Source organism: Ochrobactrum sp. A-1, from assembly GCF_022488005.1.
Classification (GTDB): Bacteria; Pseudomonadota; Alphaproteobacteria; order Rhizobiales; family Rhizobiaceae; genus Brucella.
Window position 1 is genome coordinate 1,091,177 of record NZ_JAKVQC010000004.1, and the last position, 18,053, is coordinate 1,109,229.

Genomic DNA, 18,053 nt, shown 5'->3' on the forward strand with positions numbered 1-18,053 from the left:
GCCTTACCCGAATATAACATGACTGTTCAAGTCATCTTTTAGCTTTCAACCCGCAATAAATTGTGACGGGCAGCGCCTGCCGCCAGACATCGAAAGAACCGAGCGCGCCAGCTTGCGCGACGCCAAGGCGCGTCAATTCTCCGCCGAACGTCTCACGCCAGTTGAAAAGCAGCATCTCGCTTTGCAGGGTAACGGCATTTGCGACAAGCCTGCCGCCCGGTTTCAGGGCGTTCCAGCAGGCTTGCAGCACGCCTTCATCCGTTACGCCGCCGCCGATGAAAATCGCATCCGGCGCCTCCAGCCCTTCCTGCGCGAACGGTGCTTCCCCCCTAACCAGCTGCAATCCGGGGACACCCAATGCCGCACGATTTCGCTCGATCATCCCCTGCCGCTGTTCGTCCGCTTCGATGGCAATCGCGCGACATGAAGGATGAACGCGCATCCATTCAATGCTGATCGATCCACAACCGGCACCGACATCCCAGAGCAGTTGCCGCGGCAATGGCTGCAATCGCGACAGAGTAACAGCACGCACATCGCGCTTGGTCAGTTGGCCATCATTCTCAAAAGCTTCATCGGGCAGACCGGCGACGGGAGAAAACACGTTCGCTTCCGGCGCAGCGACACATTCGATTGCCAGCACATTAAGATCAGCACAGTTTTCGTACGGCCAGTCGTCAGCACTGCCGCTGATAAGCTTTTCCTTTGACCCGCCAAGATGCTCAAGCACCGTCAGACCACTGTGGCCAAAGCCTTTGGCCTTAAGAAGTGCTGCAGCTTTTGCGGGCGTTGTGCCATCATTGCTAAGCACGAGAATTCTCTCTCCCGGCAGAAGATGCGGTACCAGCAATTCAAACGGACGCCCATGGACGCTCACTGTGCGGACGTCCTGTAAAGGCCAAATCATCCGACTTGCAGCTAGAGAAAACGATGATGGAAAGGGAATAATCTGAAGTTCTTCGGGAGAAAAATGCCGGGACAAGGATGCGCCCATACCGAAGAACATCGGATCGCTGCTCGCGAGCACAACGACCCGTTGGCCTTGATATGCCTCAATCATCGCGAAAGCTTTGTCGAATGGAGACGGCCAAGTCACACGCTCGGCTGTGATCTCGTCACTCACAAAATCCAGATGCCGCTTGCCGCCGAAAATGACGGCAGCATTGATGAGCGCGTCGCGGGCGTTTTTTCCAAGGCCCGTCAGTCCATCCTCGCCAATACCGATAACTGTCAGCCAGCAGCTCATTAGCGTTGCTCCTTTTCTTTGTTCGTATGGCGGGGCAGTAGCAAGTGCAAGCGGCAAGGCGTATAAGGCTCAAATGTCGAGCCAACAAATCACTCAGTCGCGGCAAGCCCAACCCGACAGGCGCAACGCCTGCCCCGGTCTTTCGCGTATGGTTATGGCCAGGGATGGGGCTATTGCCCGTATCAAACTGAGGCTCGGTCGCCTTTCTGCCGATCAGACGCGTTCAATTGCAGCAATAGCAGAACGTTTCGATGCGGGCGCGATAGAGCTGTCGATTCGCTCCAATATCCAGTTGCGCGGTATTGCGCCCAGACATTGGAACGATGCCGTCGCGGCACTTCAGGCGGCTGGCCTTGGCGCCGACAATCCCGGCGCGGATGATATTCGCAATGTGATGGTCAGCCCCACGGCTGGCATTGACCGGGGCCAGATATGCGACGTCACCGGACTGGCATCGTCTGTGCTGGACATGCTGCAGGTCAATGAGGCTTTCTATGCCCTGTCGCCGAAGTTCTCGTTGCAGATCGACGGTGGCGAAGACTGCGCGATGATTTCTCATCCCGGCGACATCTGGCTTTCGGCAATAGACGGCAAGACTTTTGCTTTTGGCCTTGCTTCGTCTCCAGACAGGGAAGCGCTGGGGGCTTTAGATGCGCAACACGCCCTGCCCTTCATCGAAGCGTTGCTCCACCATTTTTTACGCCAAGGCAGTTTTGGACGGATGAAGCATCTATTCGAGGCCACCCCTCCATCAAAGTTTCTGGCGGAACTGGACCGGGAGTTGTCATTTCCCATCCATTCGGCAACTAGCTGGAAGCGCAAGGCACCGGTGCCATTCTCGCATCTCGGCAACAGCCTGCAATCTGACGGTTCATTTTATGTTGGCGCCATGCCGCTCGTAGGACGGCTGACACCGCAGCAACTCGCAGGTCTGGCAGACCTCACCGAAAGCGGAAAGCGTGAACTGCGCCTTACGCCGTGGCAGGGTGTTATCCTGCCTTATGTAGACGAAACCCAGATTCGTGAAGTATCCGAGAAATTTCGTTTGCTTGACCTCGAAACAACAGCCGAAGCCCCACATGCGCGGCTTCGTGCCTGTTCGGGATCAAATGGCTGCGTCTCCGCACTCGCCGACACACAGACGGACGGTAAAAGGCTGGCAACGCATTTGACTGCGGGAAAATCATCCGTTCACATCACGGGATGCGCCAAATCATGCGCCGCTCTTGCACCTTTACCGCACACGCTTCTGGCGTGCGCGGCGGGTCGCTACGATCTTTATGCGCAAGAGCGGTTTCCGCAAGACGGGGCTGGACCATCACGCTTTGGACGGCTATTGGCGACTGATATTACCATTGACGAAGCGGCGCGCCTTCTGAACGCCCGACACTGATTAGAGTGGTCATCATGACAGACTATATTCGCGACGGACAGGCCATTTACGACCGGTCCTTCGCCATCATTCGCGCCGAGGCCGATCTAAGCCGGATACCAGCCGATCTGGAAAAGCTCGCAGTCCGTGTCATTCACGCTTGCGGCATGGTGGATGTGGTCAATGACCTCGCTTTCTCGGAAGGCGCTGGCAAGGCCGGGCGCGACGCCCTGCTTGCAGGCGCTCCCATTCTTTGTGATGCACGCATGGTGGCAGAGGGTATTACACGCTCTCGTCTGCCTGCCAATAATGAAGTCATCTGCACGCTGAACGACCCATCGGTTCCCGAGCTTGCAACGAAGATCGGCAATACCCGCTCAGCTGCAGCGCTCGACCTCTGGCTCCCGCATCTCGGCAACAGCATTGTTGCAATCGGCAATGCACCGACCGCCCTCTTCCGCCTGTTCGAATTGCTGGATGCTGGCGCGCCAAAACCTGCGCTCATCATCGGCATGCCGGTCGGCTTTGTCGGCGCGGCGGAATCCAAGGACGAACTCGCCGCCAACAGCCGCGGTATACCTTATGTGATTGTACGCGGAAGACGCGGTGGCAGTGCCATGACGGCGGCGGCGGTCAATGCGCTCGCTTCGGAGCGCGAATAATGACGGTAAAAGGCAGACTGTTTGGCCTGGGCGTCGGCCCCGGCGATCCCGAACTGATAACGCTTAAAGCCCTGCGCCTCCTCAAAAACGCACCAGTTGTGGCTTATCACGCCGCCAAGGGGAAGAAGGGCAATGCCCTTACAATCGTCGAGGAATATCTTTCACCGGAACAGGTTCTGGTGCCACTAATCTATCCGGTGACAACGGAAAAGCTCCCCGCACATATGGATTACGAACAGATCGTCAGTGATTTCTATGGCGAGATAACGAGCACGATAGCGAGCCACCTTGATTGCGGTCAGGATGTGGCCGTGATCGCGGAGGGTGATCCATTTTTCTATGGCTCGTTCATGTATATTCACGACCGGCTTGCGGACCAGTATGAAACGGAAGTCGTTCCCGGCGTCTGCTCCGTTCTTGGCGCTTCGGCGGTGCTGGGCGCGCCACTGGTCTATCGTAATCAGACATTGTCCGTTCTCTCCGGCGTCATGAGCGCGGAAGAACTGACGCGTCGGCTCGCGGATACGGGAGCGGCGGCAATCATGAAGCTTGGCAAAAACCTCGACAAGGTTCGCGCTGTGCTGGGCGATCTCGGTCTCATGGACCGCGCGCTCTATGTCGAGCGCGCCACCATGGCCAGTCAGCGCATTGTGCCGCTGGCGGAAGTCGATGGCAGCGACTGCCCCTATTTCTCGATCATTCTCGTTCCGGGGCAAAAATGGAACGGCGCATGATCCCTGCAATTCTGGTTCTCGGAGAAGCCGCAGTGCCTGCCGCGCAACGCATCGCGACAGCTCTGCAACATGCCGAGATCTGTGGGCTCCAGAACCGTGTTGCGTCGCTGGACAACACTTTCGTGCATTTCGGCGATGCGGTCAGGTCGCTCTATGAGGAAGGCCGCCCCATCATTGCACTTTGCGCAGCCGGTATTGTGATCCGGGCGCTGGCACCACTTCTGCAGAACAAGCGTGTCGAACCGCCCGTTCTTGCCGTGGCCGAAGACGGAAGCGCGGTTGTGCCGCTTCTGGGTGGCCTTTCCGGTGTCAATGACATGGCCCGGCAGATCGCAGCAGCACTTGAGGTTGCGCCCGCCATAACCACGTCAGGCGAATTGCGCTTCGGGATCAACCTGCTGCACCCGCCTGCCGAACTGACCCTCGCCAATCCCGACGACGCGAAAAGTTTCACGTCGAACCTGCTTGCGGGACAGAAGGTGCGGCTTGACGGAACATCACGCTGGCTTGCAAATTCCAAACTGCCTTTCGCCGACGATGGCACTCTGACGATCAGCATAACGCCCCACATTCGCACGCCCCGGCCGGATGAGCTGATTTATCATCCTCGCAGTGTGGCGATTGCCGTCGATACCATCAGCAACAGCATTCAGAACGATATTGAAGATGCGCTCGCCAATACGCGCATTGCCCCTGCATCTCTGGCATTGCTTCTTGCCCACGAAAAGAACTGCACCTCGCCACAGCTTCATAAAATGGCACAGAACCTCGGTACCCCTCTGCGCTATGTTGCTGATGCAGCAGATGCTCGTGAACTCGTTCTTCGCTCGGTGGAACGGCCGGTCGAGCTGACAGAGCGCAAAGGGCTTGCCATTGCGGTGGCTGCAGCCCCGGCAGATGTTCTGTTTGTCGGTCGAAAACGCGGCAAGCTGGTCGTTATCGGCCTTGGGCCGGGATCACGAGAGCTGATCACGCCTGCCGTTCAGCACGAATTGGAACAGGCCGAAGACATTCTGGGCTATGAGACCTATGTGCGGATGGCCGAGGAAAACCTTCGCCCCTTCCGCGCCGACCAGATCGTCCACATGACCGACAATCGGGAAGAAATGCAGCGCGCACGCCATGCATTCGAACTCGCGGCTTCCGGACGGCATGTCGCCATGGTTTCCTCAGGCGATCCCGGTGTTTTCGCCATGGCTGCGGCGGTTGTCGAAGCGCTCCACGAAACGGATAGTGCCGCATGGCACGGTGTTGAGCTTGTCATCCAGCCCGGTATTTCCGCGGCGATGGCTGCTGCATCACGTATCGGGGCGCCTCTTGGGCACGATTTCTGCATCATTTCGCTATCGGATAATCTGAAGCCCTGGGAAATTATCGAGAAGCGCCTTGCGCTTGCCGCCGAAGCCGATCTCGCCATGGCGTTTTACAATCCGATCTCCAAGGCGCGTCCGCATCAACTTGGTCGCGCACTGAACATTCTACGCCAATATCGGTCCCCTGACACGCCGATTGTCCTGGGACGGGACATAGGCAGACCAGCAGAGACGACACGGACAACTACGCTCGGCGCGCTGAAACCTGATGATGTCGACATGCGAACCGTTGTGATTGTAGGCTCTTCCCATACGCAAATTTTTGCAAAGCCCGATGGCGGGGAATGGGTTTATACGCCGCGCTGGTATGGCGAAAAACCAGAGAAATAAAAAACAAAAAGGCAGGGATTTCCCTGCCTTTTTAATATGCTAGCTCCGATTCTTGAATCAGTTCTTCTTTGCCTTGGCCTTTTTCGGCTGGGTAGCGGCAGCTACATCAGCCTTGGCAGCTGCAGCTTCGGCTGCAACCTGATCAGCGCTTTTCGGCGACGTATCGATAACGGCGCGCACACCGCCCTTGGCGGTCACCTGACAAACAGCCGTACGCAAATCAACCTTGAGGTCGACGTCGGTTCCACCTGCTGCACCCGGACGGGAATTGACGGCAGAGATAACACGTTCCGGCAGGAAGTATTTGTTGGCCGCTGCAGCGACGCAAGGCTGTGCGAGCGCTGGGTCAACATAAACAGTTGGCGTGAAACGCGGCAGTGAAATCGTAGGTGCGCTAACCGGCGCATCGGTTTTGCCCGGCGTCGCTGTCGAGGTCGGTACAGTCGTCGTGCAGGCAGCGGCAAGCGGGGCCAACATGGCAATGGCTAGAAAACGGGCTCCGGTGCGGGCGCGTCCGTACATGATCTACCTCATAGGATCTGCTGAATAGGTAAAATTTTAAGTTCGATAACTATTCGGTTTTGTCGGATTGTCGAGTGGCAGGAAGGTCACATTGCCAGAATTTCGATTCGCATCCACAGTCTGTCATCACTGTTTTGCGAGAATCCAGTTCAGCATCTCTCGCCAGTCGGACATACGGATCGGCGTGCCATGATTGCCGCTCTCGAAACGCCGGAACTGAACCGGATAGCCTGGCACACGCTTGCGTATTTCGCTGTAAAAGGCTTCCTGTTTGTCGATTGCGAAAACCGGATCACGGCTGCCGTGACCGAAGAAGATCGGCACGCGCTTCCTGAACGCCGGCGACTTGAAGAATCCGTCATCCCAAAGCGAGCCCAGCAGAATGAGACCAGCAAGCTGGTTTCCCACCTTTTCATTGGAGGCTATGCGCCAACATAGCGTTCCACCTTGCGAGCCGCAGGACAGGATCAAAGGAGCATTTGGCGACGATGCCTTGGCTGCTTCGATCAGCCCGGCAATTTGCGCCTCGCCTGTATCGGCAAAATCCTTGAAATCCGGCGTGATATAGAGGCCGCCATTCAATGCAGCGAGATTCTTCACACGGTTGAAATTGCCGCCAAAAGTAAAATCATTCATGCCCTGCAAACGATTGCCGCCCCGACCGTGCAGATAGATGACGATGAAGGATGCGCCTTCGCGCTTGCCCGCTGTCATGGCCTTCACTGGCCCGGCAGCGGTCTGAAAGGTGACATCCTTCTGGTAGGCACGTGCCTTCAGCGAAACATAGGCGTCTTTTACACGCTTTTCGGGCACCGCATCGCGCCCGTTAATATCGCGCATCTCGTTGTAGTCGATGACCTTGTAGTCACCATTGTCAGCGCTGCTGATAATGGTGGGATAGGCGAAATAATCATCCTTGTACGGTGGCAACGATGCCGCCCCCCATGCCATCGCAGTCGAAAACAGAAACAATGCCCCAAACAGGCCGCCTATTCCATGCTTCGACATTCTATAGTTCATCGGATTACAGCTCCAGCCTATGGTAGCGCCTGTTGAGATAGACCAGCGCCTCGTCCTCGGATTTGGACCGTAGGCCCACGACTTCCCCGAAGAGCACGTGATGCGTGGAATGATCCTGTACGCTGACAACCCGGCAGTCGAAAGCGGCAAGCGCACCCTGCAATATGGGCGCTCCGGTTACCTGCACATCCCAGCGCGCCAGTTCGAAGCGCTCATCCTGCGTCAATCCGATACGACCGGAAAATGCATCCGCAAGCTGCTGATGCGACCCTGCGAGCGTGTTCACAGCAAAAACACCGTTCTCGATAAACAGCCGGTTTTCTTCATGAATCTTCTGCAGGCAAATCAGGATCGTCGGCGGATTGTCCGACACCGAACAGGCGGCAGTCAGCGTAAGACCGCGCCTTCCTGCACCACCGTCCGTCGTGACGATCTGTACTGCGCCGGCGTAATGACTCATCGCATCCCGATAAGACTTGGATTCCACCGAAGCTGCACTTGAAATGATGTTCTTAATCGTTTGCACGTCAAACAGAATCCGTCTCGCCCTTTGGCATGTCACCTGAAGCCAGCTACTTTATTAACTAGCCCACAATAACGGCCCAAATAACAGGCCCCCATAACGGGCATTGCACAAAGGCGAGGAAACAGCTACCCACTTTTCGTTGAAAATGCCACGAATTGTTTAATGAAGACGGATCACGTGATCGAGCTTGGGAAACGTCCGACTGCAGCGCTGACAAGTATCATCCTCATATTGCTGGCCAGTTCGGTACTGGCACAGGCAGAGGATATGCGCGTCGGGCTCGCAGCACCGCTTTCCGGAACTTTCGCTCCATTGGGCAATCAGCTGGCGGAAGGCGCCCGCGTCGCCGCGACAGCGAAAAGTACAGAACTCGTTATTTTCGATGACCGTTGCGATGCCGAAGGCGGCAAGGAGGCCGCAGAGCAGTTCGTGAAGGAAAACGTCCGGATAGCGACCGGTTTCCTGTGCCCCGAAGCGCTTGAGGCAGCACTTCCCGTCCTCGCAGCCAGCAATATACCCGTTGTGACATCAGGCGTCAGCGAACTAACACTGACTGAAAGGCGAGCGCCCGCACCTATGGCGGTGTTCCGTCTTGCGACCGGTCTTGAGAAGGAAACGCAGGCGACCGGGAGCTTCCTTGGCAGCCTTTGGCGCGCCCAACCCTTTGCAATCATCGATGACGGCACCATCGAAGGGCGCGAACGCGCCGCCCGTGTTCTGACAAGCCTTAAAGAGCAGCAATTGCAGCCGGTTTTCACAGACACCTATCGTCCGGGTCTCGACAATCAGAATGCGCTGGTCGCCCGGCTGCGACGTGCAGGCGCTACCCATGTTTATGTTGGCGGCGAGCGCGAGGATATAGCGGCTATAGGCGCAAGTGCTGCCGCGCTCAACTATCCGCTGACGATTGCAGGCGGTAGTCTTCTTGATGCCGCCCCCGGCGCACGGCCCTTAAGTCAGGGCACGTTGATGATCGCGCCGCTCCGTCCACAGGATCTTTCGACGGCAAAGCCTGCAATCGATGCATTGCGTCAGGCCGGTAAACTTGCAGATGCCCATGCAATCCTTGGCTATGCCAGCGCGGAAATCCCTGCGGATGTAATCAAGCGAGCCGACGAGCAGAAGCAGCCGATTATCGACACACTTCGCAATAATTCCTTTGAAACCGTTCTTGGCACCATCAAGTTCGATGGCAACGGTATCCGAACCGACAACCCAAACCGCCTGCAGCGTTTCGATGGCAAGCGGTTCGTGTTAGCCGACAAGTAGTCCAATCAGGCTTGCAGCAATCACCAGTCCGGTCATCAGGCTCATCATCGACCAGAAAAGATGAAGCGCAGCATCGATATCATCGGCGTTGGCGTCGCGTTTGCCGGATGCGTTCAGCATCGGCCCTTCGACTTTTTCGGCACCATATTGGCGCGGACCGGCAAGCGCCAATCCCAGCCCGCCTGCAAAGGCCGATTCCGGCCAGCCGGCATTGGGCGAGCGATGCAGACGCGCATCACGGCGCATGACCGAGAACGCCTCTTTTCCCGAAACCCTGTCTTTCGTGATCGCGGTGGCAAGGGAAGCAAACAGCCCGGTCAGTCTGGCCGGGATATAGTTGGCGACATCGTCCAGCTTTGCGGCAAAACGACCGAAGTGACGATAGCGGTCATTCAGATGACCGATCATAGAGTCGGCAGTGTTGATGAGCTTGTAGGCGAAAAGGCCTGGCAAGCCGCCAACCAGAAACCAGAACGCAGGCGCAACAATGCCATCTGAGGCGTTCTCGGCAAGACTTTCTATCGCTGCACGGCTGACGCCGCCTTCATCTAGATGTTCGGGATTGCGCCCGACGATCATCGACACGGCCCGGCGACCGCCCTCGATACCCTCCTCCCGCAATGCCAGCGCGACCGCCTGAACATGATCCGCAAGGCTTTTCTGTGCAAGCAATACCGTCACGATCAGGATTTCAGCAATTGCACCGGCAGTTCCGGCGAAAGGTAAAGAGAGTTCAAGCACAAGCCCGAGAACTACGCAGGCCATCACCAGCCCAACCGTCAGCCACATGCCATTTCGACGAAGCACCGAGGCAGGAAGATTGCGATTGTTCCAACGCTTTTCGCCCCACGAAATTGCTTTCCCGAACAGGACGACCGGGTGCGGCACCCTGTGCCATAACTGTGGCGGGTCGCCGACAAAGCGATCCAGAAGAAGCGCCAGCGAAAGGATAATCAGCTTTATTTCCATGAGCTTGACCAGAAAAACTGAATCAAAATTTCAACGCCTTTTCAAACCGCGCAAGCGCCACATCATCCAAAGGCAAACCAATGCGCAACCAGCGCGGGGCGTAATCGAACTTCCGGACCAGAATATGTCTCTCGCACAATCTGGTATAAATCCCCAGTGCATCCGCATGTTCAACGAGAGAAAACAGCGCCGTTCCGCCAATTTCCTTCAGACCGCTTTTTCCCAGAACAGCCGACAATTCCAGCCGCCGCAGATCAATACGAGCGCGATAATCCGCAAGCGTTCCAGCATTGCTGAAAGCGTGAGTGGCGATTGCCAGCGCCGGGCCGGAAGCCGCCCATGGTCCTAGCCGCCGCTCCAATGTCTCAACGAAACGGGCGCTTGCAATTGCAAAGCCCAACCGAATGCCAGCAAGACCGAAGAACTTGCCGAAGGATTTCAGCACGACCATCGGTGCATCTTTCGCATTTACCGCGACGCTAACGGCTTCATGCGCATCGGCGAAAGCCTCGTCAACAACAAGAAATCCGCCGCGAGCACCGAGCTTTTGCGAAAGACGCAGGAGAGCCTCTTTCGAAATCACACGGCCGTCGGGATTGTTCGGATTAACGATGACTGCCGCAGTCGCCTCGTCTGGAATTTCGTCAATCGTCGCGCATTGCACAACCTTCCAGCCGGAAGCGGAAAATGAGGCCGCGTGCTCCTGATAAGTAGGCCCGAGGACTGCAACCGTCGACGGGGCAGCCAGTGTCGGAACAAGCTGGATCAAAGCCTGCGTGCCGGGCGCTGCAACAATTGATGCTTTCTCGTTCAGCCGATAATAGATGCGAGCCAGTCGCAGCGTTTCCTGCAGCAACCCTTCATCCGGCAGGCGGTTCCAGATTGCCGGTGTCAGTTCGGGAAGTGGAAAATGCTCGGGATTGATGCCCGTCGAAAGGTCGAGCCAATCTTGCGGCCTGCCGCCAAAACACGCGACGGCCTTGTCGAGCGCACCTCCATGCTCGATTTCTGCGCTCAAGCTTTCTCTCCGCAAAAATCGATGACATGCATGAACGAGCCTGAAACGGAACCGGCCCGCAGCCCCACCTCACCAACATCGTCGCCGACAGCATCACGTGCACGGAAAAGACGATCCGCCTTTCCTTCGCGTACGATGCTGGCATAGTGAAACTCATGCGCCCTTAATGGCTCAGCCCAAGACGAACCTGCAAGCGGTTCCAGTACGCGATAGCCAAGATGCAGCTTTCTTTTCGCAAAGCTCGTTTCGAGCGGCAGAAGCCCCAGCATAGGGTGGGCAACACCCTCTGCATCCTGCAAGCTCTCGCCGAGAACCATGTAGCCGCCGCATTCGCCGTAAACCCTTACCCCACGCGCTGCAGCTTCGCGTATACCCGCCTGAAAACGTCCGGCCTGCGCCAAACGCCCTGCATGCAATTCAGGATAACCGCCCGGCAGATAGATTGCATCGGCATCCTGTCTCGGAGAGACATCGCTGAGAGGTGAGAAGAACGAAATCTCCACCCCTCGCCTGCGCCAGCCTTCAAACAAATGCGCATAGGCAAAGGCGAATGCATCGTCGCGGGCAACGGCGATATGATTGCCAAGCGGCTTCAGGCGCGGAACGTTGGCCATCGCATCGAAACGCTTCGGCCGCGACCAGATCCTCTGCAGCGCGTCCAGATCGATATGCGTTTCCATCACATCGGCAGCGTGTTCGAGGAAATTTTCAAGATCGGAGTGCTCTCCCGCCTGCACCAGCCCCAGGTGTCTTTCCGGCAGCGAAAGAGCGGCATCACGAGGCAAGGCACCAAGAACCGGAATGCCGAGCGGCTCCAGCGCGCCGCGCAACATTGCCTCATGGCGAGGGCTACCGACGCGGTTGAGGATAATTCCGGCGATCAGCACGTCCTTGCGAAACTGGCTGAAACCCCACACCAGCGCCGCGATGGAATGCGATTGCTTCGCGCAATCCACCACCAGCACTATCGGCAGATCGAGAAGCTGCGCCAGATCGGCAGAAGAACCCTTGCCGTCTATCGCTCCGTCGAAGAGCCCCATCATGCCCTCGGCAACCAATAGTTTGGAACCGCTTTCTGTCATGCGGGAGGAAAGCGCACTGATAAGTTCAGGGCGCATCGCCCATGGGTCCAGATTAAAGCAGTCCGCACCGCTCGCAGCCTTGTGATAGGCGGGGTCAATATAGTCGGGACCAACCTTCACCGGCGCAAGCGCTTCTCCCCGCCGTTTCAAGGCGCGCAGCAAACCCAGTGTTACCGTTGTCTTGCCAGACCCGGAAGCTGGCGCTGCTATCATGAACCCCTTCATGCGCTTTGCGCTCCCTCATTTTGGTTTCGTCTGGACAGCGGGTCGCTGGACAGGACTTTACCGCTTAACGCGCCCATCCAGTCCAGCCCGGCACGCAGACGAACCACTTCGCCCACAACAACGATTGCAGGCGGGTTCAGCCCCGCCGCTTCAACATCTTTTGCAGCCCGCGCCAATGTCGTTTCAAGTACGGTCTGGTTAGGGAGGCTTGCATTGCACACGAAGGCCACAGGCTCATCCTGCGAACGTCCAGCCTCAATTAGCCGCTTGGCAATAAGGTCTATATGTTTCATCGCCATATACATGACGATGACAGGCGATGATCTGGCAATGCCCGCCCAATCGACGCCATCCGGCATAGCACCGGTTGCGTCATGGCCGGTCAGGAACGTTACCGCCTGATTGATATCTCGATGGGTCACGGCAATGCCTGCATAGGCAAGCCCACCGATTCCGGCGGTGACGCCCGGCACGATGCGGAACGGAACACCATGTTCCACCAAGGTCAGTGCTTCTTCTGCTCCCCGTCCGAACACGAACGGATCGCCGCCCTTGAGCCGCAGCACTTTCTTGCCCTGTTTCGCAAGTTCGACAAGCCGCAAGGATATATCGCGCTGTTTCGGCGACGGCTTACCGCCGCGTTTGCCTGCATATTCCAGAACAGCATCCGCATTCTTGAGAGAAAGACAGGCATCATCCACCAGCGCGTCATAAACGATGACATCCGCCTGCTGCAGAGCATTGACAGCATGAAGCGTCAAAAGGCCGGGGTCGCCCGGCCCGGCTCCAACGAGCCAGACGTGGCCGGGTTCCATCACAGGCAGGGTCACTTTGCTCCTCGCAATGACACATGCAGCCGTTTCTTCAGCCTTGTTCATTTTCATCAACCACTATTCTATCTGGCGGCACAGCTATCAGATACATTATAAGGCGTCCATGAATGACGAAACCGCTCCAACGAATAAAAGTCAGGAAAAAGCCGAGCTTCGCCGCGGCTGGACCACTGGCGCCTGCGCAACCGCTGCCACCAAGGCCGCATTGACAGCGCTCATTACCGGAGAATTTCCCGACCCTGTCGGCATAATTCTGCCCAAAGGGGAAGTACCCTATTTCCAGCTTGCCTATGAGGGACTGGGCGAAGGCTATGCGATTGCAGGCATCGTCAAGGATGCGGGCGACGATCCCGACGTGACCCATGGCGCCACGATCATCTCGACAGTATTCCCGGCCCCTCCCGGCACTGGCGTCGTCTTTCGCGCCGGTGAAGGGGTTGGAACAGTTACACGGCCCGGCTTGCAAATTCCTCCAGGCGAAGCTGCCATCAATCCGGTTCCGCGCCGCATGATGACGGAAATATGCGAGCAGATTTGCGCGGAATATGGCCTGCCCGCCGACCTCGTCATTACGATATCGGTGCCCGGCGGCGAAGAGATTGCCAAGAAAACATGGAACCCGCGCCTCGGTATCGCCGGCGGCATTTCCATTCTCGGCACCACCGGTGTGGTCCACCCGTTTTCCTGTTCGGCCTGGATTCATTCGATCCATCGCGGCATCGACGTTGCACGCGCAGCCGGGCAGAAACACGTACTCGGCGCAACCGGCTCGACTTCCGAGGATGCCGCGCAAGCGCTCTATGATCTGCCGGATTTTGCAATTCTCGATATGGGCGATTTCGCAGGCGGTGTGCTCAAATATCTGCGTGACTACCCCATCGACAAACTTACAATCGCAGGCGGTTTCGCCAAGCTTACAAAGCTTGCGCAAGGTGCGCTCGATCTTCATTCTTCGCGGTCGCAAGTGGACAAGAACTTCCTTTGGCGCATTGCCGAAAAGGCTGGCGCACCGGAAAACATGAAGGATCAGATTCTCTTTGCGAACACAGCTCTGGAAGTGCTTGAACTGACTCGATCAATTGGCGTCGACATGGCCACGCCAATTGCGCTCAAGGCGAAAGAAATAGCACTCGAAACCCTTCGCGAGGCGCCCGTCGAAGTCGAGATTATCGTGACTGACCGCAGTGGAAATATCCTTGCCCGCGTCTGAACCAAAGATACTCATTCTGGGCGGAACGGCCGAGGCTGCGGCGCTTGCAACGGCCTTTGCGAAACTGCCCGTCAATGCCATCACATCGCTTGCCGGACGCACCAGTAATCCGGCGAAACTGACCGGAACAGTTCGAAGCGGTGGCTTCGGAGGCATTGACGGCCTTGCCGCCTATCTCGACAGCGAAGGGATCGATCTCATCATCGATGCGACCCATCCCTATGCTGCACGCATCTCGCAAAATGCGATTCAGGCGGCAGGCAAGCGCGGCATACGATTGGTGAGGCTGGAGCGCCCCGCCTGGGAGAAAAAGCCGAAAGATCATTGGGTTGATATTTCCGATGAAGCCGAAGCAGCGAATGCTATCCCGTCCGGTGAGCGTGTGTTTCTGGCGCTCGGTCGCCAGCATATCGCCCCCTTTGCGGAGCGTGCCGATGTTCATTTCATCATTCGCATGATCGATCCGCCGGATGTGACACTGCCACAGGATTGCGAGATCGTTCTGGCAAGACCCGGCGACTACACTGCGGAAAGGCATTTTCTGGAAAACCGCCGGATCGGGCTGATCGTCAGCCGCAATTCAGGCGGCACCATTTCCTATGCAAAAATCGAGGCAGCCCGTGCGCTTGGACTTCCCGTCATGATGATTGCCCGCCCACCGGTTGCGGCCAAAAACATTGTCGCCTCGCCGGAAGATGCAATCGCATTCGCCCGCGCAGCGCTAGGCTTTTGAACGCGCCACGTGGCTATGCGCTTCATGATAAAGCGCTGAATCGCGAAAGCTTTTAGGGTCCAGTCCGCGCCCGACAAAAATCATTGCCGTGCGTTTCAACCCGGATGCGGCCACCTTCTCCGCTATATCCGACAACGTACCGCGTAGAATCTGTTCGTCAGGCCATCCAATGCGATAGGCGATAACCACCGGACAATCAGCACCGTAAAGAGGTATCAGATCGGTCTCGATTTTGCTGAGGTTTCGGATGGAAAGATGAATCACCAGCGTCGCTCCCGACCGCCCGAGCGTGGCAAGGTCTTCGCCTTCAGGCATCGCAGACGATTTCATCGAGGTGCGGGTCAGGATGATGGTCTGGTTGACCTCCGGAATGGTCAGTTCCTGTTTCATGGCGGCGGCAGCCGCCGCAAAAGCAGGTACACCTGGCGTCACGTCATAAGGGATACCGAGGCTGTCCAGCCGACGCATCTGTTCGGCCATCGCGCCATAGATCGACGGATCGCCGGAATGCACTCGTGCAACGTCGAAACCTTGCGCATGTGCGGCTTCCATTTCAGCGATAATCTCATCAAGGGTTAGCGATGAGCTGTCGATCAAACGCGCATCTTTCGGCGCACCCGCAACGACTTCTTTCGGCACCAGCGATCCCGCATAGATGCAGACAGGACATTGCTCGATCAGGCGCAGACCGCGCACGGTGATAAGGTCCGCCGCGCCGGGGCCGGCGCCAATAAAATGAACTGTCACGATCTTCCCTTCCTGCCCCTCGGACATGACTGTTCACAGTGTCGAAAGTCAATCCGTTTCCGGCAGCAACTCTTCGATATCGTTGAAGATCGATTGCCATTCTTCGTCCGTCAATTCGAAGAAATTGAAGCTGCGTAACAAGAAGGCACCTTCATTGGCTATGAAAGCGAGGCGAGTCCTGCGTCCCTCCGGTGTGGAGACATCAAGCCCATCCCATTGCTTGCGATACCAGAGGCGGGTTTCGTCCAGATATTCGGTATTCGGAATGAGACTGGTCATCATGGCGGCAAAGCGCGAATCGTCCTCGGCATCGCTTTCGCGAGTCACGCGAATATGAGCGGCAATATGAGAAAGCGCGTCCGTGCGGCCATGCTTTTTCTTGGTCACCTGCGCATCGAAACGGTCGCCCCACCGCCCGATCATCGCTTTTAAAAGCCCGTCCTTATTGCCGAAGCAATACTGAACGCCCCCTTTGGTCACACCGGAAGCCTGTGCGACAGCGTCCATGGTCAGGGCCGCCAGGCCGCCTTCAGCGACGAGCTTTTCCGCCATATCGAGCACATGGTCGCGGTCGATTGAACGCGGTCTGCCCATTTTGTGCAAATTATTACTTTCCATACAGACGGATTTATATTATGTGAGCCCTCCTTGCAAGTTTGAATACAAGCGTATTGAAAAGGTACTACCCGATGTTGCCGAAAAATCGCTGGCTGATTCTAACTATTGTTTCCAGTGCATTGTTCCTGATCGTCGTCGACATGACGGTGCTTTACACGGCGCTGCCCCGCCTCACCCACGATCTGGCAGCCAGTGCTTCGGAAAAGCTCTGGATCATGAATATTTATCCGCTCGTCGTTGCGGGCCTTCTGCCTGGCCTCGGTACGCTCGGCGACAAGGTCGGCCACAAACGCATGTTCATGTCGGGATTGGCGATCTTCGGGCTTGCCTCTTTCTGCGCAGCTTATTCACCAAACCCGGAGTTTCTTATCGCCGCCCGCGCATTTCTGGCTTGCGGTGCCGCTATGATGATGCCAGCGACACTCTCTATCATTCGGCTGACATTCACCGATGATAAAGAGCGTTCGCTTGCGATCGGCATTTGGGCGGCCATTGCATCAGGCGGTGCAGCTATCGGCCCCGTGGCAGGCGGCGTTCTACTTGAATATTTCTGGTGGGGATCGGTGTTCCTTATCAATGTGCCCGTTGTGCTGGTTGCGCTGGCATTCTCCGTCTTCACACTTGAAAACCGTCAGCTCGGATCGAAGCGCAAATGGGATTTGATCGGTTCTGTCCAGATCATGGTTGGACTAATTGCACTCACCTATGCCGTGAAAGAGCTCGCAAAACGCGATGCGTCGATGATCGTGTTCGGAGCTGTGCTGACAGTCGGGCTGGTCGCCTCGTTCATCTTCGTGCGTAGGCAACTCGCAAGCGACGAACCGCTAATCGACTTCTCCCTGTTTAACAACAGGCTGTTTTCGATGGGCGTTTTCGCGGCCCTTGTAGCCTCCGGATCTATGACGGGCATGGAACTCGTCTTCAGCCAACGTATGCAACTGATTGAAGGAATGACACCCTTGCATGCCGGATTGTCGATCTTGCCGATCCCTCTGGCTGCCTTCGTTGCCGGTCCACTCGCCGGTATTATGCTGCCGCGCCTCGGCGCTGGCAGACTCCTGTGGTCGTCACTGGGGATCACGGCGCTCGGCGTTATTGTCTATATTCTGACCTACAAGACTTCGGCGTCGTTTTATCTGGCCGGGCTTGCAATTCTCGGCTTCGGGGTCGGTGCGACCATGACGGGTGCATCATCGGCAATCATGACGAACGCACCGGTCGAAAAGGCAGGCATGGCGGCTTCCGTTGAAGAAGTCTCCTTTGAACTCGGCAATGCGCTCGGTGTCACTGTTTTCGGAAGCATTCTGTCCGTATTCTACACGGCAAGCCTTGTGATTCCTGAAGGCGCAGGCATCCCCGCAATTGTGCGCGACAGTCTGGACGAAGCGCTTCTGGTGGCTCAATCTCTACCGCCAGCAGATGCACAAACTCTGACAGTACTGGCATCGGTGGCTTTTGAGAATGCTTATGTTGCCGTCATCATGGCGACCGCAGCTCTGCTTTCGGTTGCTACGCTGGCAGCCTACATTATTCAGTGGCGTAAAACGGTTATCGCATAATGCAG

General features: G+C 56.9%; 18 protein-coding genes. 8 read left to right on the top strand and 10 right to left on the bottom strand.

The window, feature by feature from the left end:
- Window positions 1-31: 31 nt before the first annotated feature.
- Window positions 32-1,246 (bottom strand): precorrin-6y C5,15-methyltransferase (decarboxylating) subunit CbiE, encoded by a 1,215-nt coding sequence (gene cbiE / locus MKS82_RS14780; RefSeq protein ID WP_109988470.1) that lies wholly within the window; start codon window positions 1,244-1,246, stop codon window positions 32-34.
- 73 nt (window positions 1,247-1,319) lie between these two features.
- Between cbiE and cobG the strand changes: the two genes are divergently transcribed.
- The 4 genes from cobG to cobJ are packed head-to-tail and all read left to right on the top strand — an operon-like array spanning window position 1,320 to window position 5,717.
- Window positions 1,320-2,639, top strand: a complete 1,320-nt coding sequence (cobG, locus tag MKS82_RS14785; RefSeq protein WP_109988471.1) for a precorrin-3B synthase — start codon at window positions 1,320-1,322, stop codon at window positions 2,637-2,639.
- 14 nt (window positions 2,640-2,653) lie between these two features.
- Window positions 2,654-3,280: a precorrin-8X methylmutase gene (locus MKS82_RS14790; protein ID WP_109988472.1), complete on the top strand. Its 627-nt coding sequence runs from the start codon at window positions 2,654-2,656 to the stop codon at window positions 3,278-3,280.
- A complete protein-coding gene (locus tag MKS82_RS14795; RefSeq protein ID WP_109988473.1) occupies window positions 3,280-4,014 on the top strand; it encodes a precorrin-2 C(20)-methyltransferase in 735 nt (244 codons plus the stop codon). The genes MKS82_RS14790 and MKS82_RS14795 overlap by 1 nt, the downstream gene beginning before the upstream one ends.
- Entirely contained in the window at window positions 4,011-5,717 is a 1,707-nt protein-coding gene (gene cobJ / locus MKS82_RS14800; protein ID WP_181394309.1) for a precorrin-3B C(17)-methyltransferase, read from the top strand. The genes MKS82_RS14795 and cobJ overlap by 4 nt, the downstream gene beginning before the upstream one ends.
- A 57-nt stretch (window positions 5,718-5,774) precedes the next feature.
- Here cobJ and MKS82_RS14805 read toward each other — a convergent pair whose 3' ends face one another.
- From MKS82_RS14805 to MKS82_RS14815, 3 genes are all read right to left on the bottom strand, one after another.
- Window positions 5,775-6,239, bottom strand: a complete 465-nt coding sequence (locus MKS82_RS14805) for a hypothetical protein (protein ID WP_109988475.1) — start codon at window positions 6,237-6,239, stop codon at window positions 5,775-5,777.
- Between the two features lie 126 nt (window positions 6,240-6,365).
- Entirely contained in the window at window positions 6,366-7,259 is an 894-nt protein-coding gene (locus MKS82_RS14810; RefSeq protein ID WP_109988476.1) for an alpha/beta hydrolase, read from the bottom strand.
- A 4-nt stretch (window positions 7,260-7,263) separates the two neighbouring features.
- Window positions 7,264-7,785 (bottom strand): flavin reductase, encoded by a 522-nt coding sequence (locus MKS82_RS14815; RefSeq protein ID WP_109988477.1) that lies wholly within the window; start codon window positions 7,783-7,785, stop codon window positions 7,264-7,266.
- 177 nt (window positions 7,786-7,962) lie between these two features.
- Between MKS82_RS14815 and MKS82_RS14820 the strand changes: the two genes are divergently transcribed.
- Window positions 7,963-9,054 (top strand): ABC transporter substrate-binding protein, encoded by a 1,092-nt coding sequence (locus MKS82_RS14820; RefSeq protein ID WP_240579035.1) that lies wholly within the window; start codon window positions 7,963-7,965, stop codon window positions 9,052-9,054.
- On the opposite strand, the gene cbiB is transcribed toward MKS82_RS14820, so the two are convergent.
- The 4 genes from cbiB to cobA are packed head-to-tail and all read right to left on the bottom strand — an operon-like array spanning window position 9,040 to window position 13,226.
- Window positions 9,040-10,023, bottom strand: coding sequence for an adenosylcobinamide-phosphate synthase CbiB (gene cbiB, locus MKS82_RS14825; RefSeq protein WP_109988478.1), 984 nt, complete (start codon window positions 10,021-10,023; stop codon window positions 9,040-9,042). The two genes, MKS82_RS14820 and cbiB, sit on opposite strands and share 15 nt — an antisense overlap.
- Window positions 10,024-10,045: 22 nt before the next feature.
- Window positions 10,046-11,041 carry a threonine-phosphate decarboxylase CobD gene (cobD, locus tag MKS82_RS14830; protein ID WP_109988479.1) on the bottom strand — a complete coding sequence of 332 codons (996 nt, stop codon included), beginning with the start codon at window positions 11,039-11,041 and terminating at the stop codon, window positions 10,046-10,048.
- Window positions 11,038-12,348: a cobyrinate a,c-diamide synthase gene (locus tag MKS82_RS14835; RefSeq protein ID WP_109988480.1), complete on the bottom strand. Its 1,311-nt coding sequence runs from the start codon at window positions 12,346-12,348 to the stop codon at window positions 11,038-11,040. Before MKS82_RS14835 ends, cobD begins: the two co-directional genes overlap by 4 nt.
- Window positions 12,345-13,226 carry a uroporphyrinogen-III C-methyltransferase gene (gene cobA, locus MKS82_RS14840; protein ID WP_109988529.1) on the bottom strand — a complete coding sequence of 294 codons (882 nt, stop codon included), beginning with the start codon at window positions 13,224-13,226 and terminating at the stop codon, window positions 12,345-12,347. Before cobA ends, MKS82_RS14835 begins: the two co-directional genes overlap by 4 nt.
- A 58-nt stretch (window positions 13,227-13,284) precedes the next feature.
- Here cobA and MKS82_RS14845 point away from each other — a divergent pair, with 58 nt between their 5' ends.
- Window positions 13,285-14,391 (top strand): cobalt-precorrin-5B (C(1))-methyltransferase, encoded by a 1,107-nt coding sequence (locus tag MKS82_RS14845; RefSeq protein WP_240578935.1) that lies wholly within the window; start codon window positions 13,285-13,287, stop codon window positions 14,389-14,391.
- Window positions 14,378-15,124 carry a cobalt-precorrin-6A reductase gene (locus tag MKS82_RS14850; protein ID WP_109988482.1) on the top strand — a complete coding sequence of 249 codons (747 nt, stop codon included), beginning with the start codon at window positions 14,378-14,380 and terminating at the stop codon, window positions 15,122-15,124. Before MKS82_RS14845 ends, MKS82_RS14850 begins: the two co-directional genes overlap by 14 nt.
- On the opposite strand, the gene cobM is transcribed toward MKS82_RS14850, so the two are convergent.
- Together cobM and MKS82_RS14860 are read right to left on the bottom strand one after the other, a co-directional pair.
- Window positions 15,113-15,871, bottom strand: coding sequence for a precorrin-4 C(11)-methyltransferase (gene cobM / locus MKS82_RS14855; RefSeq protein WP_109988528.1), 759 nt, complete (start codon window positions 15,869-15,871; stop codon window positions 15,113-15,115). The two genes, MKS82_RS14850 and cobM, sit on opposite strands and share 12 nt — an antisense overlap.
- A gap of 48 nt (window positions 15,872-15,919) precedes the next feature.
- On the bottom strand, window positions 15,920-16,465 hold the full coding sequence (locus MKS82_RS14860; RefSeq protein WP_240578936.1) for a TetR/AcrR family transcriptional regulator: 546 nt from the start codon (window positions 16,463-16,465) through the stop codon (window positions 15,920-15,922).
- Window positions 16,466-16,560: 95 nt separating this feature from the next.
- Here MKS82_RS14860 and MKS82_RS14865 point away from each other — a divergent pair, with 95 nt between their 5' ends.
- The gene (locus tag MKS82_RS14865; protein ID WP_109988484.1) at window positions 16,561-18,048 is read left to right on the top strand and encodes an MFS transporter; all 1,488 of its coding nucleotides are present in this window, start codon (window positions 16,561-16,563) and stop codon (window positions 18,046-18,048) included.
- Window positions 18,049-18,053 lie beyond the last annotated feature (5 nt).